This is a genomic window from Saprospiraceae bacterium, from assembly GCA_016712145.1.
GTDB lineage: Bacteria > Bacteroidota > Bacteroidia > Chitinophagales > Saprospiraceae > Vicinibacter.
On sequence record JADJRO010000001.1, the window covers coordinates 2,526,900 to 2,541,790 of the forward strand.

Annotated in this window: 13 protein-coding genes; 6 read left to right on the forward strand and 7 right to left on the reverse strand. The window is 34.7% G+C overall.

The window, feature by feature from the left end; all coding sequences use genetic code 11:
- Nucleotides 1–3: 3 nt before the first annotated feature.
- The gene (gene mutY, locus IPK91_10390) at nt 4–1,071 is read right to left on the reverse strand and encodes an A/G-specific adenine glycosylase (protein MBK8297664.1); all 1,068 of its coding nucleotides are present in this window, start codon (nt 1,069–1,071) and stop codon (nt 4–6) included.
- 3 nt (nt 1,072–1,074) lie between these two features.
- Nucleotides 1,075–2,232: a prolipoprotein diacylglyceryl transferase gene (locus tag IPK91_10395; GenBank protein MBK8297665.1), complete on the reverse strand. Its 1,158-nt coding sequence runs from the start codon at nt 2,230–2,232 to the stop codon at nt 1,075–1,077.
- A 93-nt stretch (nt 2,233–2,325) separates the two neighbouring features.
- Here IPK91_10395 and IPK91_10400 point away from each other — a divergent pair, with 93 nt between their 5' ends.
- The gene (locus IPK91_10400; GenBank protein MBK8297666.1) at nt 2,326–2,892 is read left to right on the forward strand and encodes an outer membrane beta-barrel protein; all 567 of its coding nucleotides are present in this window, start codon (nt 2,326–2,328) and stop codon (nt 2,890–2,892) included.
- Here IPK91_10400 and mtaB read toward each other — a convergent pair.
- Nucleotides 2,889–4,232, reverse strand: a complete 1,344-nt coding sequence (gene mtaB, locus IPK91_10405; GenBank protein MBK8297667.1) for a tRNA (N(6)-L-threonylcarbamoyladenosine(37)-C(2))-methylthiotransferase MtaB — start codon at nt 4,230–4,232, stop codon at nt 2,889–2,891. The genes IPK91_10400 and mtaB overlap by 4 nt on opposite strands.
- 118 nt (nt 4,233–4,350) lie before the next feature.
- Complete coding sequence (locus IPK91_10410; protein ID MBK8297668.1) at nt 4,351–4,803, reverse strand: peptide-methionine (S)-S-oxide reductase; 453 nt, start codon at nt 4,801–4,803, stop codon at nt 4,351–4,353.
- Between the two features lie 621 nt (nt 4,804–5,424).
- Here IPK91_10410 and IPK91_10415 point away from each other — a divergent pair.
- A complete protein-coding gene (locus tag IPK91_10415) occupies nt 5,425–6,030 on the forward strand; it encodes a sigma-70 family RNA polymerase sigma factor (protein MBK8297669.1) in 606 nt (201 codons plus the stop codon).
- An 83-nt stretch (nt 6,031–6,113) separates the two neighbouring features.
- On the forward strand, nt 6,114–6,356 hold the full coding sequence (locus IPK91_10420) for a hypothetical protein (protein MBK8297670.1): 243 nt from the start codon (nt 6,114–6,116) through the stop codon (nt 6,354–6,356).
- Between the two features lie 24 nt (nt 6,357–6,380).
- On the opposite strand, the gene IPK91_10425 is transcribed toward IPK91_10420, so the two are convergent.
- Both IPK91_10425 and IPK91_10430 read right to left on the reverse strand, forming a co-directional pair.
- A complete protein-coding gene (locus IPK91_10425; protein ID MBK8297671.1) occupies nt 6,381–7,373 on the reverse strand; it encodes a glycosyltransferase in 993 nt (330 codons plus the stop codon).
- A 253-nt stretch (nt 7,374–7,626) separates the two neighbouring features.
- On the reverse strand, nt 7,627–8,085 hold the full coding sequence (locus IPK91_10430) for a GNAT family N-acetyltransferase (protein ID MBK8297672.1): 459 nt from the start codon (nt 8,083–8,085) through the stop codon (nt 7,627–7,629).
- Between the two features lie 168 nt (nt 8,086–8,253).
- Between IPK91_10430 and prfA the strand changes: the two genes are divergently transcribed.
- Nucleotides 8,254–9,321: a peptide chain release factor 1 gene (prfA, locus tag IPK91_10435; protein ID MBK8297673.1), complete on the forward strand. Its 1,068-nt coding sequence runs from the start codon at nt 8,254–8,256 to the stop codon at nt 9,319–9,321.
- 473 nt (nt 9,322–9,794) lie between these two features.
- Here prfA and IPK91_10440 read toward each other — a convergent pair whose 3' ends face one another.
- Entirely contained in the window at nt 9,795–11,282 is a 1,488-nt protein-coding gene (locus tag IPK91_10440) for a T9SS type A sorting domain-containing protein (protein MBK8297674.1), read from the reverse strand.
- A 191-nt stretch (nt 11,283–11,473) separates the two neighbouring features.
- Between IPK91_10440 and IPK91_10445 the strand changes: the two genes are divergently transcribed.
- Nucleotides 11,474–13,549: a hypothetical protein gene (locus IPK91_10445; GenBank protein MBK8297675.1), complete on the forward strand. Its 2,076-nt coding sequence runs from the start codon at nt 11,474–11,476 to the stop codon at nt 13,547–13,549.
- A 32-nt stretch (nt 13,550–13,581) separates the two neighbouring features.
- A complete protein-coding gene (locus IPK91_10450; GenBank protein ID MBK8297676.1) occupies nt 13,582–14,820 on the forward strand; it encodes a hypothetical protein in 1,239 nt (412 codons plus the stop codon).
- Nucleotides 14,821–14,891: the final 71 nt, after the last annotated feature.

The window sequence follows — 14,891 nt, forward strand, 5'->3', positions numbered from 1 at the left end:
GATTCAAGGCTTAATATACGCTAATAATGGATCGGTAGCTTTTGGAAATGCAAAATTCACCAAGTTTTCTGGTTTAACAAAGGAAAACATGGGCTTTATTTTGGGATTAAAGTCAACATTTTGAAGCAAGTAGTAGTTTATTTTAAGATCCTGATGACTCAGTTTGTGCCTTTTTTGACCTAAATTGATCAATTTAAAATCAGGTTGAATTATGAGTCCGAGCTTCTGAATGAGTTGAACATCCGCTTTTTTAAAATGATGCTCTTGATTTGTTTCTATCATTGGAAATTCATAAAGATGTTTCCAAATGTCGCTAGCTGTGCGCTTTCTGATTGGTATTTTACCTTGTTTATTTTTAAATAGAAAGAAATGCAGGTATCGTTCTTTTAATTTAATTTTTTTCGGCTTATATGGATATTTTGAAATCTCATTTAACTTGTATGCAACACAATTTTTTTGAAAAGTGCATTCTTGACACAGTGGTTTTTGTGGAAGGCAAATCATGGCACCAAAGTTCATAATAGCCTGATTATAGGATGCAGGATTCTTAGTATCAATTAAACGTTGAGCTAAATTTTGAAAGTATTTCTTACCAGAAGCATCGACAGCAGATTTATTGATTCCAAATACTCTGGAAAGTAAGCGAATCACATTTCCATCTACCACAGCATACGCTTGATTATATGCAAAACTACAGATCGCTGAAGCAGTATAAACACCAATTCCTTTAAGTTTCAGAATATCATGGTATTCTTCAGGAAATTGTCCTTGGTGTTGTGTTTGGATTATTTGCGCCGTTTGGTATAAATTTCTTGCCCGCGAATAATATCCGAGTCCTTTCCAATGATTTAAAACTTCATCTTCAGATGATTTTGCTAAGACTTGTAATGTGGGAAATTGCAAAATGAAGTTCTCATAAAATGGTTTTGCTTGTTCTGATCTGGTTTGTTGTAATATTATTTCTGATATCCAGATTTTGTATGGATCTCGTTCACCGATCCAGGGATAATTTCTCGGATTTTCAGTAGACCATTGGATTATTTTTTTTGCAAATGATCCGGATTTAATCATGAATCACGCAGGTATGTTTTTTTTCCAGTAAAAGATAAATCCTGCAATACCAGTTAGCATAAGCCCAAGCGCAATAAATTGAGCCATAGAAAGATCAAAACCATAAATTGAATAATGCGGATTCACACGGATAAATTCTATAAAAAATCGTTCAAGTCCATTAAGAAAGCAGTAAACAAAAAACAACAGGCCGGCACGATGCAGTTTGGTACGTAAGAGCCATAAGATTATAGTAATTATTCCTGCAAGTATAATTTCATACAAGGGTGTTGGAAATACTTTTGGGTATAACTCGCTGCAATAGCGCCATTGGCATGTTGGTATTTTAACACCTTCATTCAATACATTATGTGCATAGGAGTTAGCCCACCAGGAATCAGGAAAAATAAACCAATTCGGTTTACTCAATTCGTTTATGATTCCCCAATCGCCATCTCCTGAAAAATGACAACCCATTCTTCCAACACAGTATCCAATCATTAAGGAAGGAGCAACGGCATCCATCATATGGATTGGATGAATCCCGCGCTTAGCGACATACCGGTAAACCATTATATATGCAAGTATTAAACCACCATAAATTGTAAGGCCACTGCCAGAAAAGAATTCGCCAATCGGATCTTTAATAAAGGAATTCCAATTTTCTAATACTGAAAATAATTTTGAACCAATCAAACCATAAATAGCAGCAACAATCGTAATGTTTGTAAGGCGCTGGTGTGGATGTATAAATACTTCTGCTGTTTTAATTTGTTTATCTGTTTCTCCAGACATTTTATAAAAAAGATATATTGCAGTAACCAGAAAAAGTACCAGGCCAGCTGTAAAGTTTCCTTTTGTGGAAAAAATAACTGCCGCAGGATCTATCTTGAAAGATTCAAAATGGCTGACGATATATCCAATTTTATAAAAAATTACAAAATTGATAAAAGCCTGAGTTAATATGTCTTGCCAATCAATGGGTTTATAGACAATAACGGTCTCCACCATTCCGGTGATTAGATTTTGTCCTTCTTTCCTTTTAAGCTCAATGTATAACAACGAAGCGCTTGCAATAAATGCAATGCCTAAAAAGAAACCAAAAGTTTTAATAACCGAAAACGCATTGTCGGGTTCTGTGCCAATCAGGCTATGAAGAATGTATGAAAAATCAGGCCACATAATGTTAATTACAAATTATAAAAATTTATAATATATAAATATAATAATTATCTTTGTATGCATAAATGTAGGCTTTTTCTAATTTTTGACCTTATGATTAACCGATTTATATTCATTGGACTGCTTAGCATGCTAAGTTTGGGGTCCTATTCTCAATCCGGAATGGTAGCATCCGTCGGCGTCAGCATGGCTTTTTCAGACAATCCAGCTGTAAATAAGCCAGATGAAGTTATGAGCGGGTGGCATGCTAGCTTATCGGGCCGCCTTGGTAGTAAAAATTTATTTTTGCGCCCTGGTTTAGAATTACATAAGGTCAAGTTACAGTCTAAAGAAATGTTGGATCCATTTTCTAACTTGCCGGCAGCTTATTTTCTTAAGATTCCCTTGCAAATAGGATTCAAATTGATCAATACGGAGGCTTTTAAGCTTCGTCTTATGGGGGGTGGCCAGTTTAGCTACACTGCTTTTATTGAAGAAAACGAACTAGGATTGGACCACAACAGTATAAATGATGCAAGCTTTGGGGCCTTGGTTGGTGCAGGAGTAGATTTTGGTCCTTTGGTGGTTGATTTCAATTTCGAAAAAGGTCTTACTGCGCTATACCATAACACCGACTATAAAGCAGACTATATTTTCGTAAGCATTGGGTTTTTCTTTTAAGCCAATTCAGCGTAGAAACTAAGCTCTCTACTTGGTTCTTTTTTAATAGACCCCAATTTTACAGCAACCACTTGATTTACTTGGGCAATTTCTTTATTTAAATGGATGCGTAAATAATTTTTTGAATAACCGCTGATATATCCATTGTCAAGTTTATTTTCTACCAAGACTTCTTGCTCACTTTGTTCGAACTTTAAATAATAGTTCAGCTTTTTTTGATCAGATAAATTTCTTAATTTTTTAGATCGCAAGTGTCTGACTTCAGGACTTACTTTACCCATTTGTTCCAAGGCTGCTGTATTTGGCCTTTCAGAGTATGTAAATACATGGAGATAGCTTATATCCAATTTTTCAATAAAATGATAGGTGTTATCGAAATGCGTTTCTGTTTCGCCGGGAAATCCACAGATTAGATCAACACCAATACAAGCATGGGGCATTTTAGATTTAATATAATTCACACGATCTTCATAGAGTTCACGTTTATAACGTCTTCGCATCAAAGATAAAATTTCATTATCCCCTGATTGTAAAGGCATGTGAAAATGAGGCATAAAATGTTTAGAACCTGCAACAAAATCTATCAATTCATAAGTACAAAGATTGGGTTCAATAGATGAAATCCGAAACCGGATATCACCTTCCAATGCATCCAAAGCTTCTACCAAATCGATAAACAACGCTTGTTTTTTTGGTTTAATTCCTTCCAGGACTTCGGTACCATTTCCAAAATCTCCAATATTAACACCAGTCAAAACGATTTCTTTAATTCCATGTGCAATTAAATCAGAAGCAGCTTTTACAATTGTTGGAATTTCTCCACTTCGAGAACGGCCTCTTGCAAGTGGAATGGTACAAAAACTGCATTTATAATCACAGCCGTCCTGAACTTTTAGAAAACTTCTCGTACGATCATCGATTGAATGACCTGAAACAAATTGACTGACTTCTTCAATAGATTGTTGGTAAATTCCAGTATGTGGTGAAGCCAAATCGTTTCTGTGAATATAATCTAGAATTCTAAATTTCTCCGTAGCTCCCAAAACCATACTCACTCCAGGTATTGCAGAAATTTCCTGTGGCTTGAGTTGTGCATAACAACCAATTACAATAATCTGCGCTTCCACATTTTGTCGAACTGCAGCCCGGACAGCCTTTCTACATTTCCGATCCGCTTCATCAGTTACCGAACACGTGTTGATAATATACAAATCACTTGGCGAATTAAAATCAACCTCCTGATAACCGGCTTGTTCGAATAGTTTTCCAATTGTAGAAGTTTCTGAAAAATTCAATTTACAACCCAGCGTATGAAATGCAACGGTACGATGTGTGGACATTTTGCAAAGATAATCTTTTGACTTTTTAGCTTGAAATAAAATAAAGAGAAGAAAGTCTGTAGTCTATAGTCTGTAGCTTTATAGTCTATAGTAACTACCATCAACTATCAACTACCAACTACCAACCATCAACTATTCCTTTCCCGATTTGGTTTTTTAGTTTTGATTTGTCTTTGTCTTTAATTGAATTGTAATATTGGATTTGTTTGGGTGATAACATGGAATCATCTTTCAATCCATTGCCTAAAGCAGCATTCAATTTAGTGGCTTGCATATCCGTCATGGGAATATATTTGTAATCTGATTTATACAAATAATATTTTGTTTCAGCATCTTGTTTAAAAGCACTTGGTTTTTTTATTGGGATCGAATTATTTTTTATATTTTCATTGGTAAATAATCGATCAGCATTGTTTTGTGATTTGCCTATTTTAATTAGTTCATCGAGCCCGATTTTAGATGGATCATATTGGATCGTCACGACCTCAGAACCACCCATATATCCAGCATTCGTAGCGATGACTCCGTCCAACTTTCCAAATGTTTTCTCGCCAGACCAAAAGCAATACATTCCAAAAGTAGCCTGGGAGCTACCAAATTGATTTACCCTGAATTCTTGTTCTAGTAAATTTAAATAACCGGGTATTTTTATACCGCGTACTACGAGTGCCGAGTTGATTTTAGAAACAAGTCCGTATGCACTATAATCTCCCGCCAATCGCCCAAGAATGTCCTTAAAATCTTTATCGACAATCCGAATAACCGGATTGTTCCAGGATGGTTCTTGAAATAACTGAAGCGCTTCTTTATCAGGACCATTTTTATTGTTATGAATGCATACGGGAATAAAATACTGCTCAATGGCTTCCACAAGCAATGGATGGCTGAGTGGACCACTTCCATAATTTTTGCACGTGCTGCAGCCTGGTACTTCCTGGAACAGGATTAACAGAGGTTTTCCAGATTCTTTAGCGAGTTCTTGTCCTTTTTTTAGGCTGCGAAGCCAATTGACGCGTCCCAGTTCGATGTCGCCAGCCCTGGTGAACGTAGTTCCAAGTCCAAAGAAGAAGAGTCCCAGGATGCTTATTTTGATAAATTGTGTCATAATCTTGAATAGAAGGCAAATTTCCGAATAAAATCCAGGCTTATCAAGCCCAAAGAATTTGTTTTCTTTGCAGATTGAAATTTTTGAATGCCCCAGCATAACAGTCCATTACACGAGCGTTTTGAAAAGGAGTTTCTACCCCATTTAGAAGCACTGCATTCATTTGCCTTCCACCTGTGCTATAATGAAGAAGATGCCGATGATCTGGTTCAGGAGACCTTCCTTAAAGCTTTTAGATTTATAGATAAGTTTGAAGAAGGAACTAATGCGAAGGCTTGGTTGTTTAAAATATTAAAGAATGCTTACATCAATCAATACCGGAAAGAGAGTAAACGTCCTACCCGGGTAGATTATGAGGATGTAGCTGTATATAATGAGGAAGAAGAAGGGCAGGTCAGTGGTTATTATGACCTTCGGGAAGATGTTTTTGAGAAAATGATAGGAGATGAAGTTTCTACTGCATTGAATTTATTGCCAGAGGAATTTCGGACGGTCATTTTGCTTTGTGATATTGAAGGATTTAGTTACGAGGAAATTTCTAAAATTATTGACATTCCTATTGGCACGGTAAGATCCAGACTTTTTCGGGCCAGAAATATGTTAAAAGAAAAATTGGTGAAATATGCTTCGAGCATAGGTTATAAAGATTTAAGGGGAGATCGGTCTAAAGCGGAGGATGTATTTGAGGATTGAACGTTTAAGTTTATGCAGCATTTTTTAAGCTGAGGCCTGAATCCACTATTTTTTAGCTATTAATTTATTTAAAATGGTTTTTTATGAAAGATTTTTTGCGAAATGATTTAAACAAAAGAATCGCTCTCTTTTTTGATCACCAAATGAATCAGGATGACGAACTTGAATTTCTAAAACAAATTCAATCAAATCCAGCAGGTCATCAAGCGTTTCTAAAAGAAAAATCTATTCGTGAAAAAATTAAAGAAAACCTATATAAACCCACCCGTAGCAATATCCTTGCAGATCAAATAAAGGATCGAATTAAAAAGTATCCAGGACAATAACATCCAAATCGTTATTACATTTTATTAATCCAACCATTCTAAAAACTTTTGTTTTTGTATTTCTTGTAAGATAGGTTGGTTTAAATTCAAGTCTTGCCGATCTAAAATCATTTTATACTTTTCCAAATACGCCAAACTCATTTTTCTGCTGTTAAAAGAATTTAAGGCATATTCGTGACAGGCTTCGGAAGAATAATCGGTTGAATTTAATATAGCATCTACCAATTTATTTTTTTGATTTGATAAATATCCAAAATCTTTTGGGATCAGTTCAGGCAAAGAACCATAAGGTGTGCCAAATACCGGACAACCATAGTAAAGACTTTCTATAATTGCTAAACCGAAGGGTTCGTGCCATCTCACCGGAAAGATCAAACCCTTTGATTCATTTAATAGATTTGTTTTGAGCGTTCCTCCGACCATTCCATAAAATAAAATTCGGGGGGAAAAGGTAAATCGCAAACCCATTTTAAAATTAAATCGGTATCCACCCAATACCTTTAATTTTTCTTTCGGAGTTGCAAGGATTATATCGATGGCTCCTTGTACATTTTTTATTCGCCAGGCAGCTTTTCCTAAGAAATGAAAATAGCTTCGCTCCTTTTTAAAATTCGGCAAAGGATAATCATTCCAGTCCAAACCATTGTAAACATAACAAGAGGATCCAAATCGGGCAGCATGATTTGATGATACAAAAACGGTATTGGAATGCAATGGTTTTTGATCATTTGTGTTGCCATGCATGGTTATTAGGAAGGGAGTTTTTATTTGATCAATTTCTTCAGAGCTAAAATGAAAATGAACCAGATCTGTATCTCGTGGAATTTGTTCTTGAATCGATCTCGATTTTAGTAATGGAATTATTTTTGCAAAATTACAGTGAGAACCTTCTGGAGCCAGGTACGAAATCGTGTGCCCCATTTGGCTGAGCTCCTTACCGAGGTACCAGATCACACGTTCCGTTCCTCCATATAAATTGACGGGTATTTTAGAGTTAATGGCTATTACTATTTTCAAAATGTTTTTTTTATTCGCGATTTCTATTAATTAAGTTAAAGCTTTGGGCCTTGGAACTTCAAACATTGCTTAGTATTCGGTAAAATTTTCATTTCTTTTTTTCATTTTATTTAAAATAAATTTTAAACGTACAAGATGAAGGGTTTCTCTAAATATTCTTGTAACGAGTGTTTCTATTTTACGCTTTGATTTTATGTTATTAATGGATCTGTCTTAATTGTGGAGTAACAATGTAACTTCGGTTTAAATAATGTTAAAGTATTTTTTCAAAACAAATGCTGTTGTAAATATTTTCGTATTGGCCATAATTTGGAATTATCGTGTAATTATTTTTTTTATATAAATTTATAGCTTCCGGTTGATTAATACCTGTTTCCAAAATGCACCGATCGTATTTAAGTTCTTTAGCCCAAAATTCCAATTCTGATAGGATTGATGATGCGATACCTTTACCCCGTTCGGATTCAAGGACAAACATTCTTTTTATTTCTACAATATTTTCATGATACTTTTTAAGTGCACCGCAAGCAATCGCGTTGTCGTAAAAATAAGCTACAACAACATAATCAAGTACTTTTAATGCATTGTACTGGTGATAAAAGGCATGTAAATCACCATCTCGTATGGCTAATTCTTTATCTAATGCTAAGGCAAGTTTTTGAAAATCTGTGTTGTCAACGGTGGTCCTTAAAAGGGAGCATGTGATTTTCAAAATGTGTATGTTTTAAATTAAGTGAATTACAAATTAAGTATTTTATTTTGGTTTTTCAAAATATGATTTTTTTATTCTGTATGGACGTTTATCTTTATAAAGTAGGCTTGCAGGTCTGCATTTCAGCTATTCACAATTCCTTCTATCTTTGCGCTTTAGAAAAAAACCATGCTGTTAGATAAATTACATTCTATTTATGATCGCTACCAATATCTGGAGGAACGGATGTCTGATCCTTCTGTGGTGAGCAATATGGTTGAGTACAGTAAAATTAGTAAAGAGTACAAGGATTTAAAGGAAATTGTAGGTGTTTACCTTGTTTACAATAAGAAATCTGAAGAATTTAAGCAAGCTAAGGAAATGCTTTCAGATCCTGAGTTTCGGGAAATGGCACAATTGGAATTCGAACAGTTAAAGCCGGAGCTGGAGCGTATGGAAGAGGAATTAAAAATCCTGTTAATACCTAAAGACCCTGAAGATTCAAAAGATGTTATTTTAGAAATTCGATCCGGCACAGGCGGCGATGAGGCTTCTATTTTTGCTGGTGACCTTTACCGAATGTATACACGCTATTTTGAAACACACGGTCTTAAATTTGAAATTCTGGATGTTAATGAAGGCAATGTGGGAGGTTATAATAAAGTGGTGATGGAGATTACCGGTGAAAATGTGTACGGTAAATTAAAGTTTGAGTCTGGAGCACATCGGGTACAACGGGTACCTAAAACAGAAGCACAAGGTCGAGTCCATACCTCCGCTGCAACGGTGGTTGTTATGCCTAAGATGGAAATGGAAGAAGTTAATATCAATAAAGCTGATTTACGGGTTGACACATTTCGAAGCAGTGGTGCAGGAGGTCAGCATGTCAATAAGACAGAATCGGGTGTTCGTTTTACGCACATTCCATCCGGAATCGTTGCAGAATCAATGGATAGCAGAAGTCAACACAAAAACAGGGAAATTGCCTTTAATAGAATGCTTCAAAAAATGCAAGATGCTCATATAATGAGATATGAGAATGAAGTCGCTTCAAAACGGCGCTCGTTGGTGGGTTCTGGTGACCGATCCGACAAAATCCGCACATACAATTATCCTCAAAACCGCGTTACAGATCATAGAATCAATCTGACGCTTTATAATCTCAATGATATCGTCAATGGCGATTTGGATGAAATTATTCAGGCCCTTCAAGTAGCAGATCAGGCAGAAAGATTGAAAGGGGAAATGGAGGATTAGCTCTACAGCTAATAAGCTAAAAAGCTGATAAGGCAAAATTGAGGAATGTAAAAATCGAAATTCTAATTAAGATAGCGTCAATATATTTTTTACCTAAATAGCTAAAAAGCTAAAAAGCTAATAAGCTGATAAGGCAAAAGTGAGGAATGTAAAAATCGAAATGCTAATTAAAATAGCGTCAATATATTTTTTACCTAAATAGCTAATAAGCTGACAAGCTAATAAGCTAAAAAGCTGATAAGGCAAAAGTGAGGAATGTAAAAATCGAAATGCTAATTAAGATAGCGTCAATATATTTTTTACCTAAATAGCTAATAAGCTGACAAGCTAATAAGCTAAAAAGCTGATAAGGCAAAAGTGAGGAATGTAAAAATCGAAATGCTAATTAAGATAGCGTCAATATATTTTTTACCTAAATAGCTTGTCAGCTTAATAGCTTTTAAGCTTTATTGTTATAAAGCTTCATCCTTCAACTACATTTTTACAAATCTTAATAAGGTTTGCTTTCCTTCCAATTCGAATCGTAAATAATAAATCCCTGGTAATAGATTCGAATTATTTATTTCAATTCGGTTTTCTGTTGAAGCTATTGGAACAGATTGGATAATCAGCCCCATAGCATTGTATAAATAGGCTTTCGTGTGAATTGTTTCATTAAATCTCACGATAAATTGATTGGAAGTCTGTGAATATTGATACTCATTTGGCTGTTCAATACGGTAGTTTAAATTCCAATTAGTGATTTGTGATGGCAATTCTTGAAATTCCGTATCCTGATTTTGAAGCTCTTCCCTTTTGTGTTCCTCGCAACACACCCTGCCAATGCTCTTTGAGGCTTTACAGGCCTCATTTTCACAATCAGATACTACAAATTCATAGGCGGTTTTGCAATCTCCTTTCACCGGACCAATGCGAATGGGTAATTGGGTATAATTATATGTTCCATAATTTACACCATTGCCACGTACTTTAAAGCAAGTGGAAGTACCACTATATCTAAAATTGATTGTAACGTAAAAGTTTAAATGTTCGTCGCAAGCTGATTTATTAATTCTTAAATCGCGAATACTGCACTGTTTTCGTTCGCAACAAACAATGCCTAAATTACCAGTTATTTGACAATGCTCATCATGACAATCAATGATTTTAAATTCATAATTTGTTTTACAATCACCATCAAGAGGTCCTATTTTAATCGGTAATTGATTGTAATTAAAGGTGCCATAATCTTTACCGTTCCCTTTAACTTTAAAGCATTCACTGGTATTTGAACTTTTAAAATTAATAAACACGTAGAATTTTCCATGATCATCACATTTCGTTTTTTCTAGTTTGAGTTCTGATAGTTTACAAACTTTTTCACAACAGACGATACCTAATTCTTTAGTAATGTTGCAAGCTTCAAATTCGCAATCTTGTGCAGTGAATTCATATTCTGTTTCACAATTAGCTTTTAATCCGCAAATTTTTACAGGCAATTGAGAATAACTAAAGCGACCGTATTCATGACCGTTTCCACTGAGTTTAAAACAAGAGGAATTCCCTACGTGATTAAAATTAATAAAAACACAAAAATTCTGATCATCGTCACATTCCGTTTTTTCAATGCGCATTTCTGATAATTCACAATCTACCTCACAACATTCTTTTCCAAGAAAATATTCTAACCTGCAAGATTCGGTGTGACAATCGCGAATTACAAATTCATATTCGGTATGGCAATCTCCGTTGAGAGTTAATTTGACCGGTAGCTGATTGTATTTAAAATTACCATAATTTTTTCCATTGCCTTTAATAGTAAAGCATTCGCCAACGTCTTTGTATTTAAAATTGATGATGACCATAAACTTTTTTTCATGGTTACAATCCGTTTTTTCAACTTGTAGATCCCAAAGTTCACAGGCTCCAAAAAGACTTCCGACAGATATAAGGGATAAAAAGAAAAAGGCAATAGTTTTCATAAGTAAATCGTTAATTGATGTGATATTAGGACCCTATACGTTGATTTTCTGCTGCTTGTTACCTTCAACTATAGATTAATTGTAGTGAATCTTGTTTGATCATGCCATTCCGGCCTGTTTGATGCGATGATTTGGGCTGCATATTTTGAAATCTGGCTTAGCAAATTTACCTTTATACAAATGATGTTTCTATGAACTTTGGAAAACTGAATGCCCTTATTTTACTATTAGCTTGTTTTTGGATTCTTGGGTCGTGTAAGCTTCAGGAGCCTTCCTGGGATACCCAATTGCTGACCCCTTTGGTTAAATCCAGTTTGACCATCCATAATCTATTGGATTCAGATTTATATAAAACGGACAGCAGTCATTTGGTAAATTTGGTTTTTTCAAAGAGTTTGTATGATTTATCCATTGACTCTTTAATTAATTTTACGGATACCAGTGCCCGGAAAACCTTTAAAATAGATTCTCTTTCATTGTATAGTACTACCGTTGAATATCCTATCACTTTGGGAGCTATTGCCAGAAATGCCGGTTCTACAGGACAGTTGATTTTATTTTTACAAGGCAGTACCCAGGTGATTCCAGCAATACCGGCGATTAGTTCAGGTGCCATTAATATCAATGCAGACACATTATTTACCACCATGTCATTAAGGGATGGAAAGCTTGATGTACGATTGTTTAATGGACTGCCCATTGATATCACAGATGTTAAATTTGAATTGAAGAATGAGCAAAAAGGAGATGTCGTTGTAACCGGTATATTTCCATTAATAGCTGTAAATTCAGAAGTAAGCCAGACTTTTGATTTGGCAGGCAAGACGGTTGAAGGTAAATTAATTGCACAATTAATCAGCTTGTCTTCTCCAGGCAGTAAAGGTGTGCCGGTATTAATTGATACCGCCAATTCAATAAAAGCTACTTTAAAAGTTTATGATTTGCACCCTATAACAGCTACTGCTATTTGGCCGAAACAAAATTTGATTAACTCGGCTTATTATTTTCAGTTAAGAAATCTTCCCGTTGAGTTAAAGGAAACTCGTATTAAATCTGGAAAGGCACGAATTATTCTTTATAGCACCTTACAGGATTCTGTTCGGTTTTCGTATAGTTTGCCAGGAGCCATTAAAAATGGAGTTCCCTTAAAAGCGTTTAAAGTACTTGATCCGGCGCCTCCGGGAGGAAGTTCACGGTTTGAACGAGATGAGGATTTAAGTGGTTATACCTGGGACCTTTCAGGTCAAAATCAAGATTCATTTAATCTAGCATTTAATGAAGTTATCGGTTCAGTTGATAGCACCGGCGTGATGAAGACATTTTCTGTAGAAGACAGTATTTATATTGAATTGGGTTTTATAGATCTACGACCTGAATATGCACGTGGCTATCTTAGAGATACCACCTTATTTGCTGGGCCAAGTTTGATTGATTTAGATTTTTTTAATCGTTTAAAATCCGGTAAATTGCTATTAGATCAGGCAAAATTGTCAATTGATTTTGAAAACAAAGTTGGAGTTGATTTGGAATTTAAATTAAATGAGTTTAATTCGATAAACAATAAAACAAATCAAGTCATTGCATTAAGTTCAACGGAGATTAACAAGCCAATTTTTATTCCCAGAGCAACAGATCAAAATGGCCAACTACCAATTAGTGCAACCTATACCAATATAAGACTGGATGAAAACAATTCCAATCTGACGAATTTTATAAATAATCTTCCGGATCAAATTTCATATGCATTGCAATTAAAAGCAAATCCTTTAGGGAATGTCAGCAATCATAGAGATTTTATTTATGAGAATGAATTTATGAATTTAAATATGAATCTTGAATTGCCATTGATATTACAATCACAGGGATTGACAATTTGTGATACTTTAGAAATGGATTTGACGAAAGGGGACTTAAGTGGAATTCAAAGTGGCAATCTGCATACGTTTTTTAACAACGGATTTCCATTTGAATTAAAGGCGCAGTTATTTGTTTTGGATCAAAACAATGTTATCATTGATACACTGTTGGACGGAAGCCATAAGATTTTAGCAGCAAGCAATATTTTACCCGGTTCAAATTACAATCCTCAGCTGAGTCGAATCGATATTCCAGTTGATAAGCAATCAATAGATCGACTGTTAAATTCTGGAAAATTACTTCTAATTGCTGTATTAGATACACAGCCAACGGGTCAGAGTGCCCGCATTTATGATACTGGAAAATTGGACTTCCAAATGACTGCAGATTTTATTTATAGAGTAGATTAATATCTTTTTCAGTTTTTAAACAACAATACTAAATGAAATTAATTAATATAGTCTGGACGCTACTAATTTGTATTAACGCAATTTCAGCGCAATGGAATTCTCGTGATTATTTTATACAGAATTACAAAGAAAAAGATAAAATAGTTAGTGTAAACGTAGACAATCATTTTGCATCAAATACAATTGTTTCTTCATTCGCTTGGAATTATTTGAGAGGAAATTTTATTAGTGAGGCAGAAAAGAATCAGTGCATTGCTAATTTTAACAGTGAGCAAATTCGAGTTGGTGAACGATTTAATTCAGGATTCTCCATTTATAAAAAATTAGGAAGCGGACCCTATTTTTTTGGTTTAGAATTTTCAGAAAACATTTTTTATGAGACACGGGTTCATAATGATTTATTTAGTCTGTTGTTTAAAGGGAATAAAAGTTTTGAAGGTAAAACAGCCAATTTAAGTCCTTTAGATATTAAGTTGTTTCACTACTCAGCTTTTAAGGTTGGGATAAGCAAACAAACAGATCGATTTTCTTTTTATTGTAAGCTTGCATATTTAGGAAGTAAAAACTATTTGGACTTAAAAAGTACGAACGGGTTGCTTTACACTGCACAAGATGGAAGAGCTGTTGATATCACTTTAAATTTAGTTTCTTTGGATGCTTCTGCAGCATCAGGTGGTTTTTTAAATTTTGCAGGTTCTGGTATTCAGACTGAATTGGGATTTGATTATAAATTTTCGAATCGTTTTGGATTCTATTTTAGTTTGGATAATCTTGGATATTTGAAATGGAATGGACAACTAAAAGAACGAACCGTAGATACATCCTATGTTTTTGAAGGTGTGGTTATATCGGGTATATTGGATTCGTTTTCTTTGGACATAAAAGATGCAGAAGATTTAAGAAGCAGGTTTATTAATGAGAAAACAGGTTTGTCGAAGCGTGTAAATTTACCAGTACTTTTCAATTTTGGAATTTATCATGAGTTGGTTCCTGGATTTTTAGATTTAGGCTTTAAGTATCAATACATTCAATCTGATTATGCTGACGCTTTGTGGTCAGGTTTGGTAGATATAAAATTAACTCCAAAGTTGATTCTAGGAGCAGAACTTTCATATGGTGGTTATGGAAAATTTAACGGTGGGGTAAAGGCGGGATTGAATTTATTTAATCACCTTTTTGCTGAAGCATATTTTAGTTCGCTGAATAGCCTGGTAACAAGTAAAGAGCCTTATACCTTCATTGGTGGAGCAGCAGTACGTCTAGCTTTTTAATTAGTATATTTTTTACTGCATTGATATTTCAATAGGAATGTGAGTGCAGCTTTATTAATTATTATTAGTTC

Coding starts and splice junctions, on each gene's coding strand:
- mutY (MBK8297664.1), bottom strand. CDS start 1,071: ATGATTAAATCCGGATCATTTGCAAAAAAAATAATCCAATGGTCTACT.
- IPK91_10395 (MBK8297665.1), bottom strand. CDS start 2,232: ATGTGGCCTGATTTTTCATACATTCTTCATAGCCTGATTGGCACAGAA.
- IPK91_10400 (MBK8297666.1), top strand. CDS start 2,326: ATGATTAACCGATTTATATTCATTGGACTGCTTAGCATGCTAAGTTTG.
- mtaB (MBK8297667.1), bottom strand. CDS start 4,232: ATGTCCACACATCGTACCGTTGCATTTCATACGCTGGGTTGTAAATTG.
- IPK91_10410 (MBK8297668.1), bottom strand. CDS start 4,803: ATGTATTGCTTTTGGTCTGGCGAGAAAACATTTGGAAAGTTGGACGGA.
- IPK91_10415 (MBK8297669.1), top strand. CDS start 5,425: ATGCCCCAGCATAACAGTCCATTACACGAGCGTTTTGAAAAGGAGTTT.
- IPK91_10420 (MBK8297670.1), top strand. CDS start 6,114: ATGAAAGATTTTTTGCGAAATGATTTAAACAAAAGAATCGCTCTCTTT.
- prfA (MBK8297673.1), top strand. CDS start 8,254: ATGCTGTTAGATAAATTACATTCTATTTATGATCGCTACCAATATCTG.
- IPK91_10440 (MBK8297674.1), bottom strand. CDS start 11,282: ATGAAAACTATTGCCTTTTTCTTTTTATCCCTTATATCTGTCGGAAGT.
- IPK91_10445 (MBK8297675.1), top strand. CDS start 11,474: ATGAACTTTGGAAAACTGAATGCCCTTATTTTACTATTAGCTTGTTTT.
- IPK91_10450 (MBK8297676.1), top strand. CDS start 13,582: ATGAAATTAATTAATATAGTCTGGACGCTACTAATTTGTATTAACGCA.